General features: G+C 64.9%; 12 protein-coding genes. 6 read left to right on the plus strand and 6 right to left on the minus strand.

Features of this window, described 5'->3' with window-relative positions:
• Positions 1-29: 29 nt before the first annotated feature.
• Complete coding sequence (locus B552_RS0103980) at positions 30-1,244, minus strand: efflux RND transporter periplasmic adaptor subunit (RefSeq protein WP_026035299.1); 1,215 nt, start codon at positions 1,242-1,244, stop codon at positions 30-32.
• 147 nt (positions 1,245-1,391) lie between these two features.
• On the opposite strand from B552_RS0103980, the gene B552_RS27120 reads away from it, so the two are divergent.
• On the plus strand, positions 1,392-2,969 hold the full coding sequence (locus tag B552_RS27120) for an efflux transporter outer membrane subunit (RefSeq protein WP_083860216.1): 1,578 nt from the start codon (positions 1,392-1,394) through the stop codon (positions 2,967-2,969).
• On the opposite strand, the gene B552_RS0103990 is transcribed toward B552_RS27120, so the two are convergent.
• Positions 2,959-4,578: an ATP-binding protein gene (locus B552_RS0103990; RefSeq protein WP_019447719.1), complete on the minus strand. Its 1,620-nt coding sequence runs from the start codon at positions 4,576-4,578 to the stop codon at positions 2,959-2,961. The genes B552_RS27120 and B552_RS0103990 overlap by 11 nt on opposite strands.
• Before the next feature lie 71 nt (positions 4,579-4,649).
• Between B552_RS0103990 and B552_RS0103995 the strand changes: the two genes are divergently transcribed.
• Positions 4,650-5,270 carry a response regulator gene (locus tag B552_RS0103995; protein ID WP_019447720.1) on the plus strand — a complete coding sequence of 207 codons (621 nt, stop codon included), beginning with the start codon at positions 4,650-4,652 and terminating at the stop codon, positions 5,268-5,270.
• 148 nt (positions 5,271-5,418) lie between these two features.
• The gene (locus B552_RS0104000; RefSeq protein WP_019447721.1) at positions 5,419-6,204 is read left to right on the plus strand and encodes a hypothetical protein; all 786 of its coding nucleotides are present in this window, start codon (positions 5,419-5,421) and stop codon (positions 6,202-6,204) included.
• A gap of 51 nt (positions 6,205-6,255) precedes the next feature.
• On the opposite strand, the gene B552_RS0104005 is transcribed toward B552_RS0104000, so the two are convergent.
• Complete coding sequence (locus tag B552_RS0104005; protein ID WP_026035302.1) at positions 6,256-6,570, minus strand: hypothetical protein; 315 nt, start codon at positions 6,568-6,570, stop codon at positions 6,256-6,258.
• Between the two features lie 399 nt (positions 6,571-6,969).
• On the opposite strand from B552_RS0104005, the gene B552_RS0104010 reads away from it, so the two are divergent.
• From B552_RS0104010 to B552_RS0104020, 3 genes are read left to right on the plus strand one after another with little or no spacing between them, the layout of a single operon-like run.
• Positions 6,970-7,734, plus strand: coding sequence for a membrane protein (locus tag B552_RS0104010; RefSeq protein ID WP_019447723.1), 765 nt, complete (start codon positions 6,970-6,972; stop codon positions 7,732-7,734).
• Between the two features lie 40 nt (positions 7,735-7,774).
• Entirely contained in the window at positions 7,775-8,440 is a 666-nt protein-coding gene (locus tag B552_RS0104015; protein ID WP_019447724.1) for a response regulator transcription factor, read from the plus strand.
• Positions 8,416-9,807, plus strand: a complete 1,392-nt coding sequence (locus tag B552_RS0104020) for an ATP-binding protein (protein WP_019447725.1) — start codon at positions 8,416-8,418, stop codon at positions 9,805-9,807. The genes B552_RS0104015 and B552_RS0104020 overlap by 25 nt, the downstream gene beginning before the upstream one ends.
• Position 9,808: 1 nt before the next feature.
• Here the strand turns inward: B552_RS0104020 and B552_RS0104025 are convergent, their stop codons facing one another.
• The 3 genes from B552_RS0104025 to zneB are packed head-to-tail and all read right to left on the minus strand — an operon-like array spanning position 9,809 to position 15,613.
• Positions 9,809-11,344 (minus strand): efflux transporter outer membrane subunit, encoded by a 1,536-nt coding sequence (locus tag B552_RS0104025; RefSeq protein WP_019447726.1) that lies wholly within the window; start codon positions 11,342-11,344, stop codon positions 9,809-9,811.
• A complete protein-coding gene (locus B552_RS0104030; protein ID WP_019447727.1) occupies positions 11,344-14,463 on the minus strand; it encodes a CusA/CzcA family heavy metal efflux RND transporter in 3,120 nt (1,039 codons plus the stop codon). Before B552_RS0104030 ends, B552_RS0104025 begins: the two co-directional genes overlap by 1 nt.
• Positions 14,456-15,613 carry a zinc efflux RND transporter periplasmic adaptor subunit ZneB gene (gene zneB, locus B552_RS0104035; protein WP_019447728.1) on the minus strand — a complete coding sequence of 386 codons (1,158 nt, stop codon included), beginning with the start codon at positions 15,611-15,613 and terminating at the stop codon, positions 14,456-14,458. Before zneB ends, B552_RS0104030 begins: the two co-directional genes overlap by 8 nt.
• Between the last annotated feature and the right edge of the window lie 75 nt (positions 15,614-15,688).

The raw sequence follows: 15,688 nt of genomic DNA on the forward strand, positions 1-15,688 counted from the left end.
AATGACTGGGGTCGCGACTTATGCGCGTCTTACTGGGCGGCAAGGGCGGCCGCGTTGCTGAGGAACAGTGCGCCCTCGCTTGCCACAAGCTCGCCCGGCTCCAGGCCGCTGAGAATCTGAACCAGACCGTCCTGCGTCAGGCCGATGGAGACCACGCGGCGTTCAAAGTGCCGCTTGTCCTTGGTGACCCAAACGGTCATCGTGCCATCGCCTTCGCGCACCACGCCGTCGGCCGCAACCGCCGCCGACCGCGACGGGTCGCCGGTGCGGATGTCGAACGAGGTGATCATCCCCGGCCGCAGTTCATGCTTCGGGTCCTTGACCTCGGAGCGGACCATCAGGCGGTGCGTGGTCGGATCGATCGACGCGCCCATGGCCGTAATGGCGCCCGGGAACTCGCGGCCCGGATAGGCCATGGCGTGCACCTTGACGGGCTGCCCCACATGCAGCAACGGGCTGTCGGCCTCGGTCACGAAGGCTTGCATCCAGACTGTGGAAATGTCGGAGACGGTGATCGGCGCCGTGCTGCTGCCCGGCTGGACCAGCAATCCCGGCTGTGCATTGCGCGCGGTGACGCGGCCGGCAATCGGGCTGGACACGGTCAGGACCGAATCGGTGCGGCGCTGCTCGATGATGCGGTCCATCTCGGCCTGGCTCTTGCCGAAGATCGCCACAGCGTCGCGCGCTGCCTTGTAGGCGGCCTCGGCGGCCTGCTGGTCGGACACGGCCTGGTCAAGGTCCTTCTGCGCGATGCCCTGGATCTCGAAGAGCTGGTGCGCGCGCTCCAGCGCGCGGGCGGTGAGCTTGCGCGTGCCGGCGGCGGAGATCAGCGTCGATTCGGCCTGGACCAGGTCCGGGCTGTCGATATCGAACAGCGGCGTGCCCTTGGCCACATCGTCGCCAATCCTGACGAATACGTTGCGGACCTTGCCCTGATAGGACGTGAACACCGGGACCGATCGGTCCTGGTTGAAATCGATATTGCCGACGGCTTCGCGCTGATTGGCGAACTCGTATTGCTGGGCCGATACGACCTTGACACCCCCCATCTGGGTGGGAGTCAGTGTCACGGATGACCCACGCGGGGCCACCCTTGGCTCGGACGCGGCGCCCTTGCCAAAACCTTTTTCCGGACCATATAGCGGGCTCGGTTGGGTCCACGCGTTGAATGCGAGCATCAACCCCACCAGGACCACAGCGGTGGCGCCGCCGCCAATGACAGCGGACTTAGCATCTAAACGCATGGAGTGACCCTCAGTATTCTAAAAAACTTGGCCGAATGATGAGAGTTCGCCGCGTCACGGTCTACTGTGATTAATGACAGTGGCCGGGCGGCCGCTTCACTCCTAGAATCCGCCCAGCGCTACAAATAGCTATAGAGACTACGGCCTATGCTGCCCGCTCATCGCAGCCTTACTACCCGTTCGAGAATCCCGTTCGCCAGCACCGCATGTGCGCTGGCGGCTTGCTGTGTCGTGGCCGCGTGCGCCGTCGGCCCGGACTTCAAAACGCCCAAGGCGCCTGACGCCGCCGCCTACACGCCGACCCCGCTTCCCGAGAAAACGGCTTCCGCGCCGGTTCAGGGCGGTGAATCCCAGCGCTTTGTCGCCGGGATGCAGATCCCGGAACAATGGTGGTCGATGTTCCACTCGGAGAAGCTTGACCGCTTCATCGATAACGCGCTTAGGGCCAATCCGACGGTAACGGCCGCACAGGCCGCCCTGCGGCAGGCGCAGGCGCAGGTGCGCGCGCAGGAAGGCTTCTTCTTCCCGACGATCTCGGGTTCCTATTCGCCGTCACGGCAGCGCAATCCTGTGGGAACGATCTCGCCGACGCTGACCTCGGGCGAAGAACTGTTCAACCTGCACACGGCGCAACTGTCGATCAGCTACGCGCCCGACGTGTTCGGCCTGAACCGCCGGCAGGTGGAATCGTTGCAGGCGCTTGAGGATGCACAGCGCTTCGAGGTGGAGGCCACCTACCTGACGCTGGCCTCCAATATTGCGCTGGCCGCGATCCAGGAAGCCTCGCTGCGCGCGCAGATCGACGCGCAGCAACGCATCGTCGCCATCGAGACCAATCTGCTCACCATCCTGCAGAAGCAGTTCGCGCTCGGCTTTGTAAGCGGCCTGGACGTTGCCGCGGCACGCACGCAGCTTGCGCAGGCAGAGCAGGCGCTGCCGGGCTTGCGCAAGCAACTGGCGATTCAGCGTGACCTGCTGGCGGCGCTGGCCGGCAAGCTGCCGGCAGACCCGCTCGACGCCGAGTTTACGTTCGATGATTTCAAGCTGCCCGAAGAACTGCCGGTGTCGCTGCCGTCCGAACTGGTGCGGCAGCGTCCGGATGTCCGCGCAGCGGAAGCGCAACTGCATTCGGCCACGGCCAATGTCGGCGTGGCCATCGCCAATATGCTGCCGCAGCTCACCATCACCGGATCGAAGGGCGGCACGGCCACCGTGTTCAGCCAGATGTTCGCCGCGGGCAATGTGTTCTGGAGCCTGGCGGGCAACGTCGCGCAAACGTTCTTTGCCGGCGGCACGCTGCTGGCGCGCAAGCACGGCGCCGACGCGGCACTGGTGCAGGCCGAGGCCCAGTATCGCAGCACCGTCATCAACGCGTTCCAGAACGTGGCCGACACGCTGCACGCCGTGGATGCGGATGCAGATACCTTGAAGGCCGCCATCGCCTCGGAGCAGGCCGCGCAGACAACGCTCAACATCACCGAGAAGCAACTGTCGAACGGCTATGTGAACGTGCTGGCCGTGCTCAACGCGGAGCAGGCCTACCGGACTGCCACGCAAGCCACTGCGCAGGCACAGGCCGCCCGCTATTCGGACTCAGTGGCGCTCTACCAGGCCCTTGGCGGCGGCTGGTGGAACCGCCAGACCGAAGAGACGAAGGTGGGACAGGGCGAGAAGACGAATACGAAGACGAGTACGAAGACGAATACGGACGTGGCTACGCGCTAAGCCCTGCGGGCTCGCCCGGCAGGCTCAGCACGAAGCGCGAGCCCGTTCCCTCGGCACTCATCACCGAAACCGTGCCACCGTGCAGTTCGGCGGCCAGACGCACGATATAGAGCCCCACGCCCGCGCCCGCGGTGCCGCTGACATTGGCACCGCGCACGTATCGCTCGAATACGTGGTTCAGGTCCTTCTCGGGGATGCCAATGCCCTGGTCCGCCACGCATACTGCGATGGCGCCCGATTCCATCGCCACTTCCACGCAGACGGGCGCCCCGGGCGGGGAATACTTGATGGCGTTGCCAACGAGGTTGTTTAGCGCCTGGAACAGCAGCCGCGGGTCCCCCTGGAATACCTCCGCCACCGCATCATCCCAGCGCTCGACGATCACCGCATCGGGCGAGCTTTCCCGATGCATCTCGCAGACTTCATGCACCAGCAGGCGCAGCGAGAACTCGATGTGCTGCAGCGCGCCCGGCGTTGCAACGTCAAGCACTTGCGATGCGCCCAGCATGTCGTCGATCAGCGCGGTCATCCTGCGCACGGCGGCGCGGATCTTCGCCGAACGATCCATCACGGGCTCCATCGACAGCGGCGGCTTCATATGGCTCAGGCGCTGCGCGTACCCGTCGATCACGGTAAGCGGCGTGCGGAACTCGTGCGACACCATCGAGACGAAGTTGCGCTGCAGCTCGGCCATGCGCCGCTCGTTGACCAGCGTGGCTTCCAGCGCGCGCGCCTGCTCGGCCAGCGCGGCCCGGCTTTGCGCCAGCGCCACCGTGTTGTCGCGGAAGCGGAGCACGGCGCGGGCGATTTCGCCAACCTCATCGGGGCGCTCGGTCGACGGGATACTGATCTCGGTTTCGTTGTCGGAAATCCGGTGCATGCGCACAACCAGCTCGGCAATCGGATTGGTCACCGCCGTAACGAAGTAGAGCACGCCCGCGATCATCAGCAGCGTGGCCACGATGATCGCGTTGACGATCAGGTCCCGAGCGCGCCGGTAGGCCAGCGCTTCCGCCTGGGTGGCTTCGTTCGCGCCGGTCACATTGCGCTCGGTCAGCGTGGTGAGCGTGTTGTTGGCCAGGTTGAACGCACGGCGCGATTCCTGGTAATAGAGTGCGATGGCGTCGGTCTTGTCGTCGCGCTGGGACAGCACCATGACGCGGTTGGCCAGGTCGCGGTAGGTGCGCCACTGGCCGGAGAACTGCTGGTAGAGGTCAAGCTCGACGGTATCGTGATCCACCTGCTCGTAACGCCGCTGGGCATCGGCAATCGTCTCGTCGAGTTCCGCGAGCTGCCCTTCCGCCCTGCCCCGGTCCTTGCCGCGCCGCGCGGTCAGCAGTTCGCCTTCCGTGGCGCGGAAATCTGAAATATTGTTGTTCAGGTCGCCCAGGATGCGGTCACTCAGCAGCCAGTGCCCGCTGATCTGGGCCGAGACATTGTGGAAGCTGTTCAGACGATTGATACTGAACGCGCCCAGCCCGATCACCAGCAGCAGGAACAGCACAAACACCAGCGGCAGGCGCACGCGCAGACGCTTGAGCTGGGCCAGCGGAGCCGAGGCAAACCCGTTGATGGTCACCGGGCCGTCAGCATGAAGCAAGTGGCGCATAAATTACCCTGAAGTTTGTGAAGATACGCTCGGTTGACGTATCGGATCCCGCTGAATACAGTACAGCCCCGATGACCGCAGCCACCGGCAACGTTCCCCGCCAGATTCTATGCATCGAGGATGATGCAGAAACCGCCACGCTGATTGCCGAGGAACTGGCCGAGCGAGGGTTTGCGGTGACCGTCGCCCATGACGGCCAGGAAGGCTTTGCCGCCATTCTGCGCACGCCGCCCGATCTTGTCCTGTGTGACGTCGGCATGCCGGTCATGGATGGTTTCGAAGTCCTGTCCAAGCTGCGCGCCCTTGCCCCGCGCTTTTCCGACGTTCCTTTCGTTTTCCTTACCGCGCTGGCCCAGCGCGATACCGAACTGAAGGGCCGCCGCCTCGGCGCGGATGACTATGTCACCAAACCCGTCGATTTTGACATCCTTGAGAGCATTATCGAAGCGCGGCTGTCACGTGCCGGCAAACCGCAACATCGCAGCCAGCAGAACGTAAGCCTGAGCGAGCGCGAGATCGAGGCGCTGTCGTGGTCCGCACGCGGCAAGACCTCCGGCGAAATCGCGACGATCCTGGGCCTGTCGAAGCGCACCGTCGATTTCCATATCGACCGGGCCAGGGAAAAGCTCGGTGTGGCCACGCGGGTAGAGGCCGTGGTGCGCGCAGCAACAGAGGGGTTCATCAAGCCTTAGAAGCGGCGCCGGGGTGGGCCGGGGAATTCGCGGATCGCAATACCTCTCATTACCTTCATCATTCCCACCAGGTTCCACACGCGGCATTACGGCGACCGAAGCATATCTCGCCTATCATCCACGCATCGTCGTCCCCGCGGGATTCTCGATGAATGCCTGGCACCGGCTTGGACTCGCGCTGTGCACCGTTGCGCCGATGTACTGCGCAACGCCGGCCCGTGCGGCGCTGCCGGACGAGATCCAGGTGTATGGGGCCGATATCAATGCCCCGGGCGAGTTCGGGCTTGAGTTCCATGTCAATACCACGCCAAGCGGGAATTCGCAGCCGTCCTATCCCGGCGAAGTCACGAACCCGCACGGCTGGCGTGCCACGGCCGAGTTCTCCTATGGCCTGTCGCAGACGTGGGAGCTGGGGCTGTATATCCCGACCGTGCTGACGCGTGACAACACGTACTACGTGACGGGCCCGAAGGTTCGCGTGAAATGGCTGCCGCTGCAGCCCGTGGACGGCACCGGCTACTACGCCGGCGCAAACGTCGAGGTTGCGCACGTCGATCAACGCTTCGACCAGTCCACCCGTACGCTGGAGCTGCGTCCGATCTTCGGCTACCAGGACCCGCTCTGGCTGTTCTCGTTCAACCCGGTGCTGGACTGGGATCTGGCCGGCCCCACGAAGAGTGGTGTTCCCGCATTCGAGCCCGCCTTCAAGGCGGCCCGCACCATCATCCCCGGCGTGCGGGCCGGGCTCGAGTACTACATGGACCTGGGGCGCCTCAATCATCCGGCCATGGGCCCCAGCCAGTCCCAGGTGCTGTACCTCGCCATCGACGTCACGCGGGGCTTCCTGCCATTCAACTTCGGTGTCGGCCGCGGACTGTCGAATGCGGCGGACAAGTGGACGCTGAAGTGGATCTTCGAGGTGCCGCTGCCGTAGCGTCGCAGGCCAGCCCGCAGCGTACCGTGCGACTCGGTCGACTCGGTCGACTCAGTCGCGGTCTTCGTGCCAGCGGTGCCATTCGCGGCGGCGCTCATGCTCGCGCCATTCGTGCTCGCGCCATTCCCGATCGCGCCAGCCGTCGTAGTAGCCCGGCGCCACCACTACCGGACGCGGGGCCACCACTACCGGGGGCGGCGGCTGGACGTAGACCGGCGCCGGCTGATAGTAGACGGGCGCCGGCGGCGCGGCCACGACCACGCCGGGGATGCCGATACCGATGCCAACGTCGACGTGGGCAAACGCGGAGCCCGATGCCAGTGCTGCCACACCGGCCAGAATGCCGGCCACCATGATTCGTTTCATATTGCTGTACCTCCTGCGTGCAGTCTATCGGCGCCTTGCTTCGCGTTCTCTTTGCGAAGTGTTAGCGCGGTTATGACGTGTAACGGGAACGCACACATGTCGTTGACGTTGCAGACACATTTGCGCCAGGAGCTTTGTAAGGAGTTGTTGCCGCGTGGCTTTCGGCTAGCGCCGCTATGCCTGCGCTAAGACTCCTGCGCCAAACTGCGGGTCATGCCTCACGGCGCTTTTTATTAATGAAGCCTTAACGAAGGCTTTACTGAAGCTTTGGAGGCCGTTTCAAAATGAAGCGAAGCGGTTCTGGCTAGGCGCGGGGCCGCAGACAGTACAAGTAGTACGGCAAGGCCCCGCAACGACGCCAGAATCATTTTGAAACGGCCTCCTGAAAATGGACACGCCATGAATACTTTCACCACTCGCCAGGCCCTGAGCAAGGTGCCTGAGATAACGCTGGCTTTCTGGATCATCAAGATCGCAGCAACCACGCTCGGCGAAACCGGCGGCGATGCGCTTTCGATGTCGCTGAACCTTGGCTACCTGGTCAGCACCGCGATCTTCGCCGTAGTCTTCCTGATCGCGGTTTCGGCGCAAATCCGCGCGCGCAGCTATAGCCCCGCGATGTACTGGGTGACGATCGTTGCCACGACCACCGTCGGCACCACGCTGGCGGACTTTGCCGACCGTTCGCTCGGCATCGGCTATGCCGGCGGCAGCGCGATACTGCTTACGCTGCTGCTGCTTTCGCTGGCCGTGTGGTACCGCACGATGGGCACCGTATCGGTCGATACCGTGAACTCACCGAAGGCCGAGCTGTTCTACTGGGTGACGATCATGTTCTCGCAGACGCTGGGCACGGCGCTGGGGGACTGGACCGCCGATTCGATCGGCCTTGGCTACACGGGCGGCATTGTCGTGTTTGGCACGTTGCTGGCCGTGCTGGCTGCCGCCTACTACTGGAGCAACATCTCGCGCACGCTGCTGTTCTGGGCGGCCTTCATCCTTACGCGGCCGCTTGGCGCCGTGGTTGGCGATTTCCTCGACAAGCCGCTGCAGTCTGGCGGGCTGGCGCTGAGCCGCTTCTCTGCCTCGGCCGCGCTGATCTCGTTCATGGTGATCTGCATCATCATGCTGCCCCAGCGCGCCGCGTCCCGCGCCAGTCACTGAGCAGGACTATGATGCATCCTGACAGGCATGGAGATGGCCAATGCGGGTACTGCTGGTCGAAGACGACCGAATGATCGGGCAGGTAGTTCAGGATGCACTGAAGGATGCATCCTGCGCTGCCGACTGGGTCGAGGATGGACAGGATGCGCTGCACGCGCTGGAAGCCCAGCACTATGACGTGGTGCTGCTGGATCTGGGCTTGCCGCGCAAGGATGGGCTGTCCGTGCTGCAGTCGCTGCGCGCGCGCGGCAATGCCGTCCCGGTACTGATCCTCACGGCCCGGGACGCGCTAGAGGACCGCATTGGCGGGCTCGATGCCGGCGCTGACGACTACGTGGTCAAGCCGTTCGAGATGGACGAACTGCTCGCGCGCATGCGCGCGGTGTGGCGCCGCAAGAGCGGCATGGCATCCTCCGTACTCGGCAATGGCAGCGTGTCGCTGGACCTTTCCACGCGCCAGGCCACGGTTGCGGGCGCATCGCCGCAGCAACTCACGAACCGCGAGTTTGCGCTGCTGCAGGCGCTGCTGGCGCGGCCGGGCGCCATCCTGTCCCGCGCGGAGCTGGAAGAGCGCATCTATGGCTGGGGCGAGGAAGTGGAGAGCAATGCGGTCGAGTTCCTGATCCATAGCCTGCGCAAGAAACTTGGCTCCACCGTCATCAGGAATGTCAGGGGGGCGGGATGGCAGGTGGCAAAGGAAGGCTGACCAACAAGCTGACCAACGCGAAACAGAACTCGGTCCAGAGCCGGATCTCGCTGTGGGTCTCGCTGGCGATCCTGGCGGTTGCGCTGGTAGGGGGCATCGTCTCCTTCGCCACCGCCTATCACGAAGCGGACGGCATGCAGGACGACCTGCTGCGGCAGGTTTCGATGCTGTTCGACGCGCAGCACCTGCCCGCACCGCATCTGGCCGATGCCGGCCGGCTGCCGCATAGCGACGAGGAAGCCCGCGTCATCGTGCAAACGATTACCCCGGGCGGCGGCGGCAGGCAGATGCTGGCCGTGCCCGCCAGCGCACCCGATGGGCTGGGGACGTTCAGGATCGACCGTGAGTCGTACCGGGTGCTGATCCGGACGCTGCCCACCGGCGAGCGCATTGCCGTTGCGCAGGAAACGGGCATGCGCGACGAGATTGCGCGCAACAGTGCGCTGCTTACCGTGCTGCCGTTCCTGATTCTCGTACCCGTTCTGCTGCTCATCGTGGCCAATCTGGTGCGCCAGATGTTCCGCCCCATCGCCACACTCTCCAGAGAGGTCGATCGGCGCGGCGACCACGAGCTTTACCCGCTGCCGGACGATCAGCTTCCGGCCGAAGTCCGCCCGTTCGTCGTCGCCATTAATCGGATGCTTGCCCGGGTCTCTCAGGCCATGGAAATGCAGCGCCGGTTCATTGCCGATGCAGCGCACGAGTTGCGCTCGCCCATGACTGCGTTGTCGCTGCAAGCGGACCGGCTCGATCATGCGGAGATGTCGGATTCAGCGCGAACCCGGCTGGCAACGCTGCGGCGCGGCATCGAGCGCAGCCGCGGCCTGCTGGAGCAGTTGCTGAGCCTTGCCCGCGTGCAATCGGCGTCCGCACCGGCCACCGAGGCCGTATCGGTACGGCACGTGTTCCGGCAGGTGCTGGAGCATCTGATGCCGCTGGCCGATTCACGGCATATCGATATCGGCGTGGTCGGTGAAACCGATGCGCAGGTGCTGATCCGGGAAGTCGACCTGATCGCGCTGATGAAAAACCTCGTCGACAACGCGATCCGCTACACGCCAGAGCATGGCCGCGTGGACCTGTCAGTCGAAATTACGGCGGACACTGTGGAGATGGCCGTCACCGATTCCGGCCCCGGTATCACTGCCGAAGAGCGCGGCAGGATCTTCGACCCGTTCTATCGGATTCCCGGCAACGAGGCACCCGGATCAGGACTGGGCCTGTCCATTGTCAGCGCGATTGCCGAGCGCGCGGGGGCCGTGGTGACGATTGGCTATGCCGATGAAGCCGCCCGGCACGGGACACGCGTCACGGTACGCGTACCGGGCAGCCGGCAGGTGCCTGCCACCGCCCGGACGCGACATTGAATCAACCGCCCTGCTTGTTCTCCGGCGCACTCCCCGCCGCATTCCCTGCCGCGTTCCCTGCCGCGTTCCCCTGTGCCTTGCCCGGCTCGTCCTCCCAGCTTCCGCCCAGCGCCTGCATCAGCGCCACGGTATCGGAATAGCGGCTCGCACGTGCCTGTACCAGCGTGATCGACGCCTGCCGGTACGTCTGTTCGGCCAGCATCACGGCGGGGTAGCCGATCTGTCCGGCCTTCCATTGCTTTTGCGCGATGTCGAAGCTGCGGTACGCGGCGCGCTCGGCGTCGAACGCCTTCTGCAGCCCCCGGGCGTCAACCTCGATCGCTTGCAGCGAATCGGCCACACCCTGATATGCCGTCAGCACGGTGCTGCGGTACTGCGCGGAGGCCTGCTTGTAGGCCTGCTCCGCCGCGCGCTGCTGATGCAACAACATGCCGCCCTTGAAGATCGGCTGCATCAACCCGGCCGAAATGCCCCAGAAACCGGTGCCGGCCGTGAAGAGGTCACCGATCGACTGCGACGCACTGCCCAGGCTTGCCGTTAGCGTGATGTTGGGCAGGCGCGCGGCCGTGGCCACGCCGATCTGCGCGCTGGCCGCATGCATCTGCGCCTCGGCCGCCCGAACATCGGGGCGCTGCCCGACCAGCCGCGACGGCAGGCTCACTGGCAGCGTACCGGGAAGCGTGAGCGATGCAAATTCGAACTGCTGGGAAACCGGATCGCTCGGCAGGCGTCCGGTCAACACCGCCAGCAGGTTGCGCTGCTGGTAGAGCTGTTTTTCGAGCGGCGGCAACGTAGCTTCGGCCTGGGCCAGTGCAGCTTCCTGCGCAGCCACCTCGGCGGCGCCAACCTGCCCGGTGCGCTGCTGTTTGCGCACGGCTTCGAGCTGGCGCGTGGACAGCGTGATGACGTCGTGCGTCGCGCGGATCTGGGCCCGCAGCGACGCTTCCTGGATTGCCGCATTCACAACGTTCGACGTCAGCGTCAGATACGCCGCCTGCCACTGGAAGCGTGCGACATCGGCCTGCGCGACACCCGCTTCCACCGCCCTGCGCGTGCCACCGAACACATCGGGCACATAGGAAACGCTCAACTGTGCCGTGTGCAGCGTGAAGAGGTCGCTGTTATCGGAAAGCGGACTGGCAATGATCTGGGCGATCTTCTGGCGCGACGGCGTGTACTCGGCATCGACGCTCGGGAAGAACGCGCCGCGCTGAGCCGCCACGTTCTCGCGGGCCACGCGCAGCGCGGCCTCCATGGCCTGCAGGTCCGGATTGGCTTGCAGCGCCGCGTCCACCAGCGTGTTCAGTTCGCTGGAACCAAACATCGTCCACCATTGCGCGGGCACATCCTGCCCCGGCGCGAACTGCTGCGCCTGCCCGCCTTCGGTGGCCGCAGAGGCGGTCTCGGCTGGCATGTCGGTTGCCGTATAGCGTCCGCCATCCGGCGCGGCTGGCCGCTGGAAGTCCGGGCCAACCGCGCAACCGGCGGTACCCAGCGCCAGCAGCGCGGCCAGGCTGATCGAAGTGATTCTTGCCATTACAGTTCCCCTTCGCTGGCAGGGCCAAATCCGACCGGCTCTTCCGCGCGCACGCGCTTCGCCGCGCGCGCTTCGATCAGGTAGTACAGCGCTGGCAACAGTACCAGCGTCAGCGCAGTGGCCGTGATCAGGCCGCCCACCACCACCGTGGCCAGCGGGCGCTGCACGTCACTGCCCAGCCCGTGCGCAAGCGCGGCTGGAATCAGACCCAGCGCCGCCACGGTCGCCGTCATCAGCACCGGACGCATCCGTTCGCCCGCGCCACGGATCACGGCATCCTTCAGGCTTACGCCGGACGTATCGCGCCAGCGGTTCAGGTTGGCGATCATGATGATCGCGTTCAGCACCGCCACACCGAACAGTGCGATGAAGCCCACGGCGGACGACACGTTAAGCGTCATGCCACGCAGGTGCAGCGCCACCAGGCCGCCGAGCGTGGCCAGCGGCACCGCCATCAGGATCAGCGCGGGCTGGCGCAGGTTCTTGAACTCGCCGAACAGCAGCACGAACATCAGCGCCAGCACCATCGGCAGGATCACAGCCAGACGCGCCTGTGCGCGCTGCTGGTTCTCGAACTGACCGCCCCATGCCACCCGGATATGGGTGTGGTCGTACGGCACCTCCTTGTCGATGCGCTCCCTGGCCTCGTCCAGGAACGAGGACAGATCCCGCCCGCGCAGATTCAGGCGGACGGTCAGGTGGCGCTTGTTCATTTCACGCGTGATGGTGGTCTCGCCTTCGGCCAGGCGGATGCGGGCCACCTGCGCCAGCGCCACGTGCGCGCCGTTGGCGGCGGTCAACGTCAGGTTGCCGATCGCCTCCGGATTGTTCCGCGCACTGGTGACAAAGCGCGCCACCACGTCATAGCTGCGGTCCTCGACAAACACCTGCGTCACCGGGCTGCCGCCGATACCGCTCTGGATCAGCGCCATCACGTCGGCAATATTGATACCCAGCCGCGCCGCCGCTGCACGATCCACGTCGATGCGGACCTGCGGCAATGGCGGTTCCTGGTCGATGATCACGTCCTGTGCGCCCTGAACGTCCTTCAGTACCCGCGTGATTGCGTCGGCAACCTGGCGCGTCTCGACGAAGTCGTTGCCGTACACCTTGACCACCAGGTCGCTGTGCGCGCCAGCGAGCTTGTCCAGCACGCCGTCGATCATCGGCTGCGAGAAGCCCACCTGCGTACCCGGCAGTTCACGGAAGCGCGCGGACATCGCCTCGATCAGTTGCTGCTTGTCGCGGCCCGTGGTCCACGTGTTGTACGGATGCAGCGTCACGGCCGTCTCGATATGCGACGGCGTGAACGGGTCGGTGCCTTCATCGTTGCGGCCGACCTGCGTCACCACGTGTTCGACCTCGGGAAACTCCAAGGTCGCCGCGCGCAGGTTGTCCGCCATCTGGCCGGCCTTGTCGAGCGAGATCCCCGGCGGCAGGGTCACCTGCAGCCAGATCGATCCTTCGTCGAGGTACGGCAGGAAGTCCCGTCCGATGGTGGCGCCCAGGATCATCACGCCCACCAGCGTGGCCACCGCAATGCCAATCGCCGTCCGCGTACGGCCCACCAGCCGCTCCAGCAATGCCTCGTAGCGTGGCGCCAGCCAGGCCAGCACCGGGTTGTGGAACACCTTGCGCGGCTTGCGGTAGGCCCAGTAGGCCAGCCCCGGTATCAGTAGCAGCGCCACCAGCAGCGCGCCGAACAGCGCAAAGCCCACGGCGAAGGCCATCGGCGAGAACAGCTTGTACTCGATGCGCTGGAACGCGAACAGCGGCAGGTAGGCCGTGATGATCACGACCATGCCGAAGAAGATCGGACGCGCCACCTGCAACACCGACTGCATGATGTCCCGGCCGTGCAGTTCGCTTTCCGCGTCTTCCTCACGGCGGCGCAGGATGTTTTCCATCACCACGATGGCACCGTCCACGATGATGCCGAAGTCGATCGCGCCGAGAGACAGCAGGTTCGCCGGGATCTTGAAGTGGTGCATCAGGATGAACGCCATCAGCAGTGACAGCGGAATCGTGATGGCCACGATAATGGCCGCGCGCGGGCTGCCCAGGAACAGCAGCAGCACCAGCGAAACCAGCAGCATGCCCTCGAGAAGCGTCTTGCCCACCGTGTGCACCGTGGCCTCGACGAGATTGCTGCGGTCGATGTACGCCACCACCTTGACGTCCTTCGGCAGGATGTTTTCGTTCAGGTCGCGTACGGCTTCATGCACGCCTTCCATCACGACCGAAGGGTTCTCGTTCTTGAGCAGCAGCGTGATGCCCTGAATCGTGTCCGGGTTCTTGTCCATGCCCAGGATGCCGTGCCGCTCCGGGTTGCCCAGCACGACGCGGCCCAGATCCTTGACCAGCACCGGCACGCCATTCTTCTGCGTGACGACGATATTGCCGAGATCGTCCAGGTTGCGGATCAGCCCCACGCCGCGCACCACCATGCCCTGCTCGCCACGGTTGAGAATGCTGCCCCCGGCGTTGGCGTTGTTTTGCGAGATCGCCTGCGTGACCTGGTTCAGCGAGATGTTGTACTTCGACAGCATCACCGGATCGAACTCGAGCATGAACTGCGTGGTCAGGCCGCCGAAGTTGGCCACATCCACCACGCCCGCCACCTGCTTGAGGCGCGGAATGACCTTCCAGAACTGAAGCTCGGACAGCTCGCGCAGATCGCGGGTCTTCGATACCAGCGTATAGCGATAGATCTCACCGATCGGCGAGGTCAGCGGATCGAGCGACGGCTGCGCGCCGTACGGCAGCGTCACGCTGCTGATGCGCTCCTGCAGGCGCTGGCGCGACCAGTAGTCTTCCGCGCCGTCCTTGAACACCACGGTGATCAGGGACAGGCCGAACGTGCTCTTGGAACGCATCACGTGCATGCCGGGCACGCCCATGATTTCGCGTTCGAGCGGGATCGTGATCTGCTGCTCAACTTCCTCGGCGGCCAGGCCGTTGACCTGCGTGACCACCTGCGACGTGGTATCGGCGATGTCCGGATACGCTTCCAGCGGCAGTTGCTTCCACGCATACCAGCCGTACAGCGCGACCATCACGAACACCAGCACCACGATTCCGCGCCGGTTGAAGCAAAGGGTGACAAGGCGCTCAATCATTCAGCAGCACCCCTTCCTTCACCACCACGCGGTCGCCCGCGGACAGTCCCGACTTCACCTCCATGCGGTCGCCAACCTGCGCGCCAAGCTTGATCACGCGGGGCTCGAACTGCCACGGCGCCACTTCGACGAATGCGCGCGTGTAGAACCCGCTCTGGACGATGGCCGACATCGGAATGACGATGCCTTCGTGCGGCTGCGCCAGGAACGTGGCCTGCGCGAACATGCCGGGCTTCAGTTTGGCGTCGGGGTTGTCGAACACCATGCGCACCTTGGTCGTGCGGGTATCGGCGTCAAGGATGTCCCCCACGTAGCGCACCTTGCCCGGCTGCGGCTCGCCGTAGGCATCGAACCTGACAGTGGCCGACTGGCCGACGTACACGTGGCCAAGGTCCTTTTCCTGCGCGTTCGCCGTGACAAACACATGGGAGAGATCGGCCACGGTCATCAGTGATGCGGTGGCATCGTTCCAGTAGCCGCCGGTGGCGGCATTTAGTTCGACAACGCGGCCATTGATCGGCGAGCGGACGGTCAGGATATGGCCGCCGGTCACCTGCGCCGCGCCGCCGCCCTTGGCGCCAAGCTGGGCCAGGCGCGCGTTGGCGCGTTCCGATTCACTGGCGGCCTGGTCGTAGTCGCTCTGGGCCTGTTCGAAATCACGCTTGGCGGCGATCTCCGATTTGTCGAGTTCGCGCTGGCGGTCCAGGTTGCGGCGCGCCATGGTCAGCGCGGCGCGGGCCTTGCCGGCATCGCTGATGGCCTGCGCCAGGTCTGCCGAATCGATCGAGAACAGCACATCGCCGGCCTTTACCGAATCCCCAAGCTGCTTGTTCAGCGTAACGATGCGGCCGGCCAGCGGCGGCAGCACCTTGACCAGCCTGGCCGGGTCCGCCTCCACGATGGCCGGCAGGTTGAACGGCGCAGCCACGGTTTCACGTGTGGCGGCAGCCACCACCAGCGTACGGCGCAGCGGCGAATCGGGGGGCACCACCAGGCGCTCGCCCTGATGGCGCACGGCGACGGGAGGCTCCGCTTGCTTCTTTTCTTCCTTGGCGCGCAGCGTCCAGACTCCTGCGCCAACAAGAACCAATACGATCAGTGCGGCAAGCCAGTAGGCAGCGCGCCCGGGAAGGGCTGGCCTGTTTTTCATCATTTACTCCGAGCTGATACGTAAGAAGTTATGAAACCGCCACATGCGGCAATTTGCTGCCAATGGTACGCATGC

The organism is Cupriavidus sp. BIS7 (assembly GCF_000292345.1).
Taxonomy (GTDB): domain Bacteria; phylum Pseudomonadota; class Gammaproteobacteria; order Burkholderiales; family Burkholderiaceae; genus Cupriavidus.

Coding starts and splice junctions, on each gene's coding strand:
- zneB (WP_019447728.1), bottom strand. CDS start 15,613: ATGAAAAACAGGCCAGCCCTTCCCGGGCGCGCTGCCTACTGGCTTGCC.
- B552_RS0103995 (WP_019447720.1), top strand. CDS start 4,650: ATGACCGCAGCCACCGGCAACGTTCCCCGCCAGATTCTATGCATCGAG.
- B552_RS0104030 (WP_019447727.1), bottom strand. CDS start 14,463: ATGATTGAGCGCCTTGTCACCCTTTGCTTCAACCGGCGCGGAATCGTG.
- B552_RS0104015 (WP_019447724.1), top strand. CDS start 7,775: ATGCGGGTACTGCTGGTCGAAGACGACCGAATGATCGGGCAGGTAGTT.
- B552_RS0103980 (WP_026035299.1), bottom strand. CDS start 1,244: ATGCGTTTAGATGCTAAGTCCGCTGTCATTGGCGGCGGCGCCACCGCT.
- B552_RS0104000 (WP_019447721.1), top strand. CDS start 5,419: ATGAATGCCTGGCACCGGCTTGGACTCGCGCTGTGCACCGTTGCGCCG.
- B552_RS0104010 (WP_019447723.1), top strand. CDS start 6,970: ATGAATACTTTCACCACTCGCCAGGCCCTGAGCAAGGTGCCTGAGATA.
- B552_RS0104025 (WP_019447726.1), bottom strand. CDS start 11,344: ATGGCAAGAATCACTTCGATCAGCCTGGCCGCGCTGCTGGCGCTGGGT.
- B552_RS0104020 (WP_019447725.1), top strand. CDS start 8,416: ATGGCAGGTGGCAAAGGAAGGCTGACCAACAAGCTGACCAACGCGAAA.
- B552_RS0103990 (WP_019447719.1), bottom strand. CDS start 4,578: ATGCGCCACTTGCTTCATGCTGACGGCCCGGTGACCATCAACGGGTTT.
- B552_RS0104005 (WP_026035302.1), bottom strand. CDS start 6,570: ATGAAACGAATCATGGTGGCCGGCATTCTGGCCGGTGTGGCAGCACTG.
- B552_RS27120 (WP_083860216.1), top strand. CDS start 1,392: ATGCTGCCCGCTCATCGCAGCCTTACTACCCGTTCGAGAATCCCGTTC.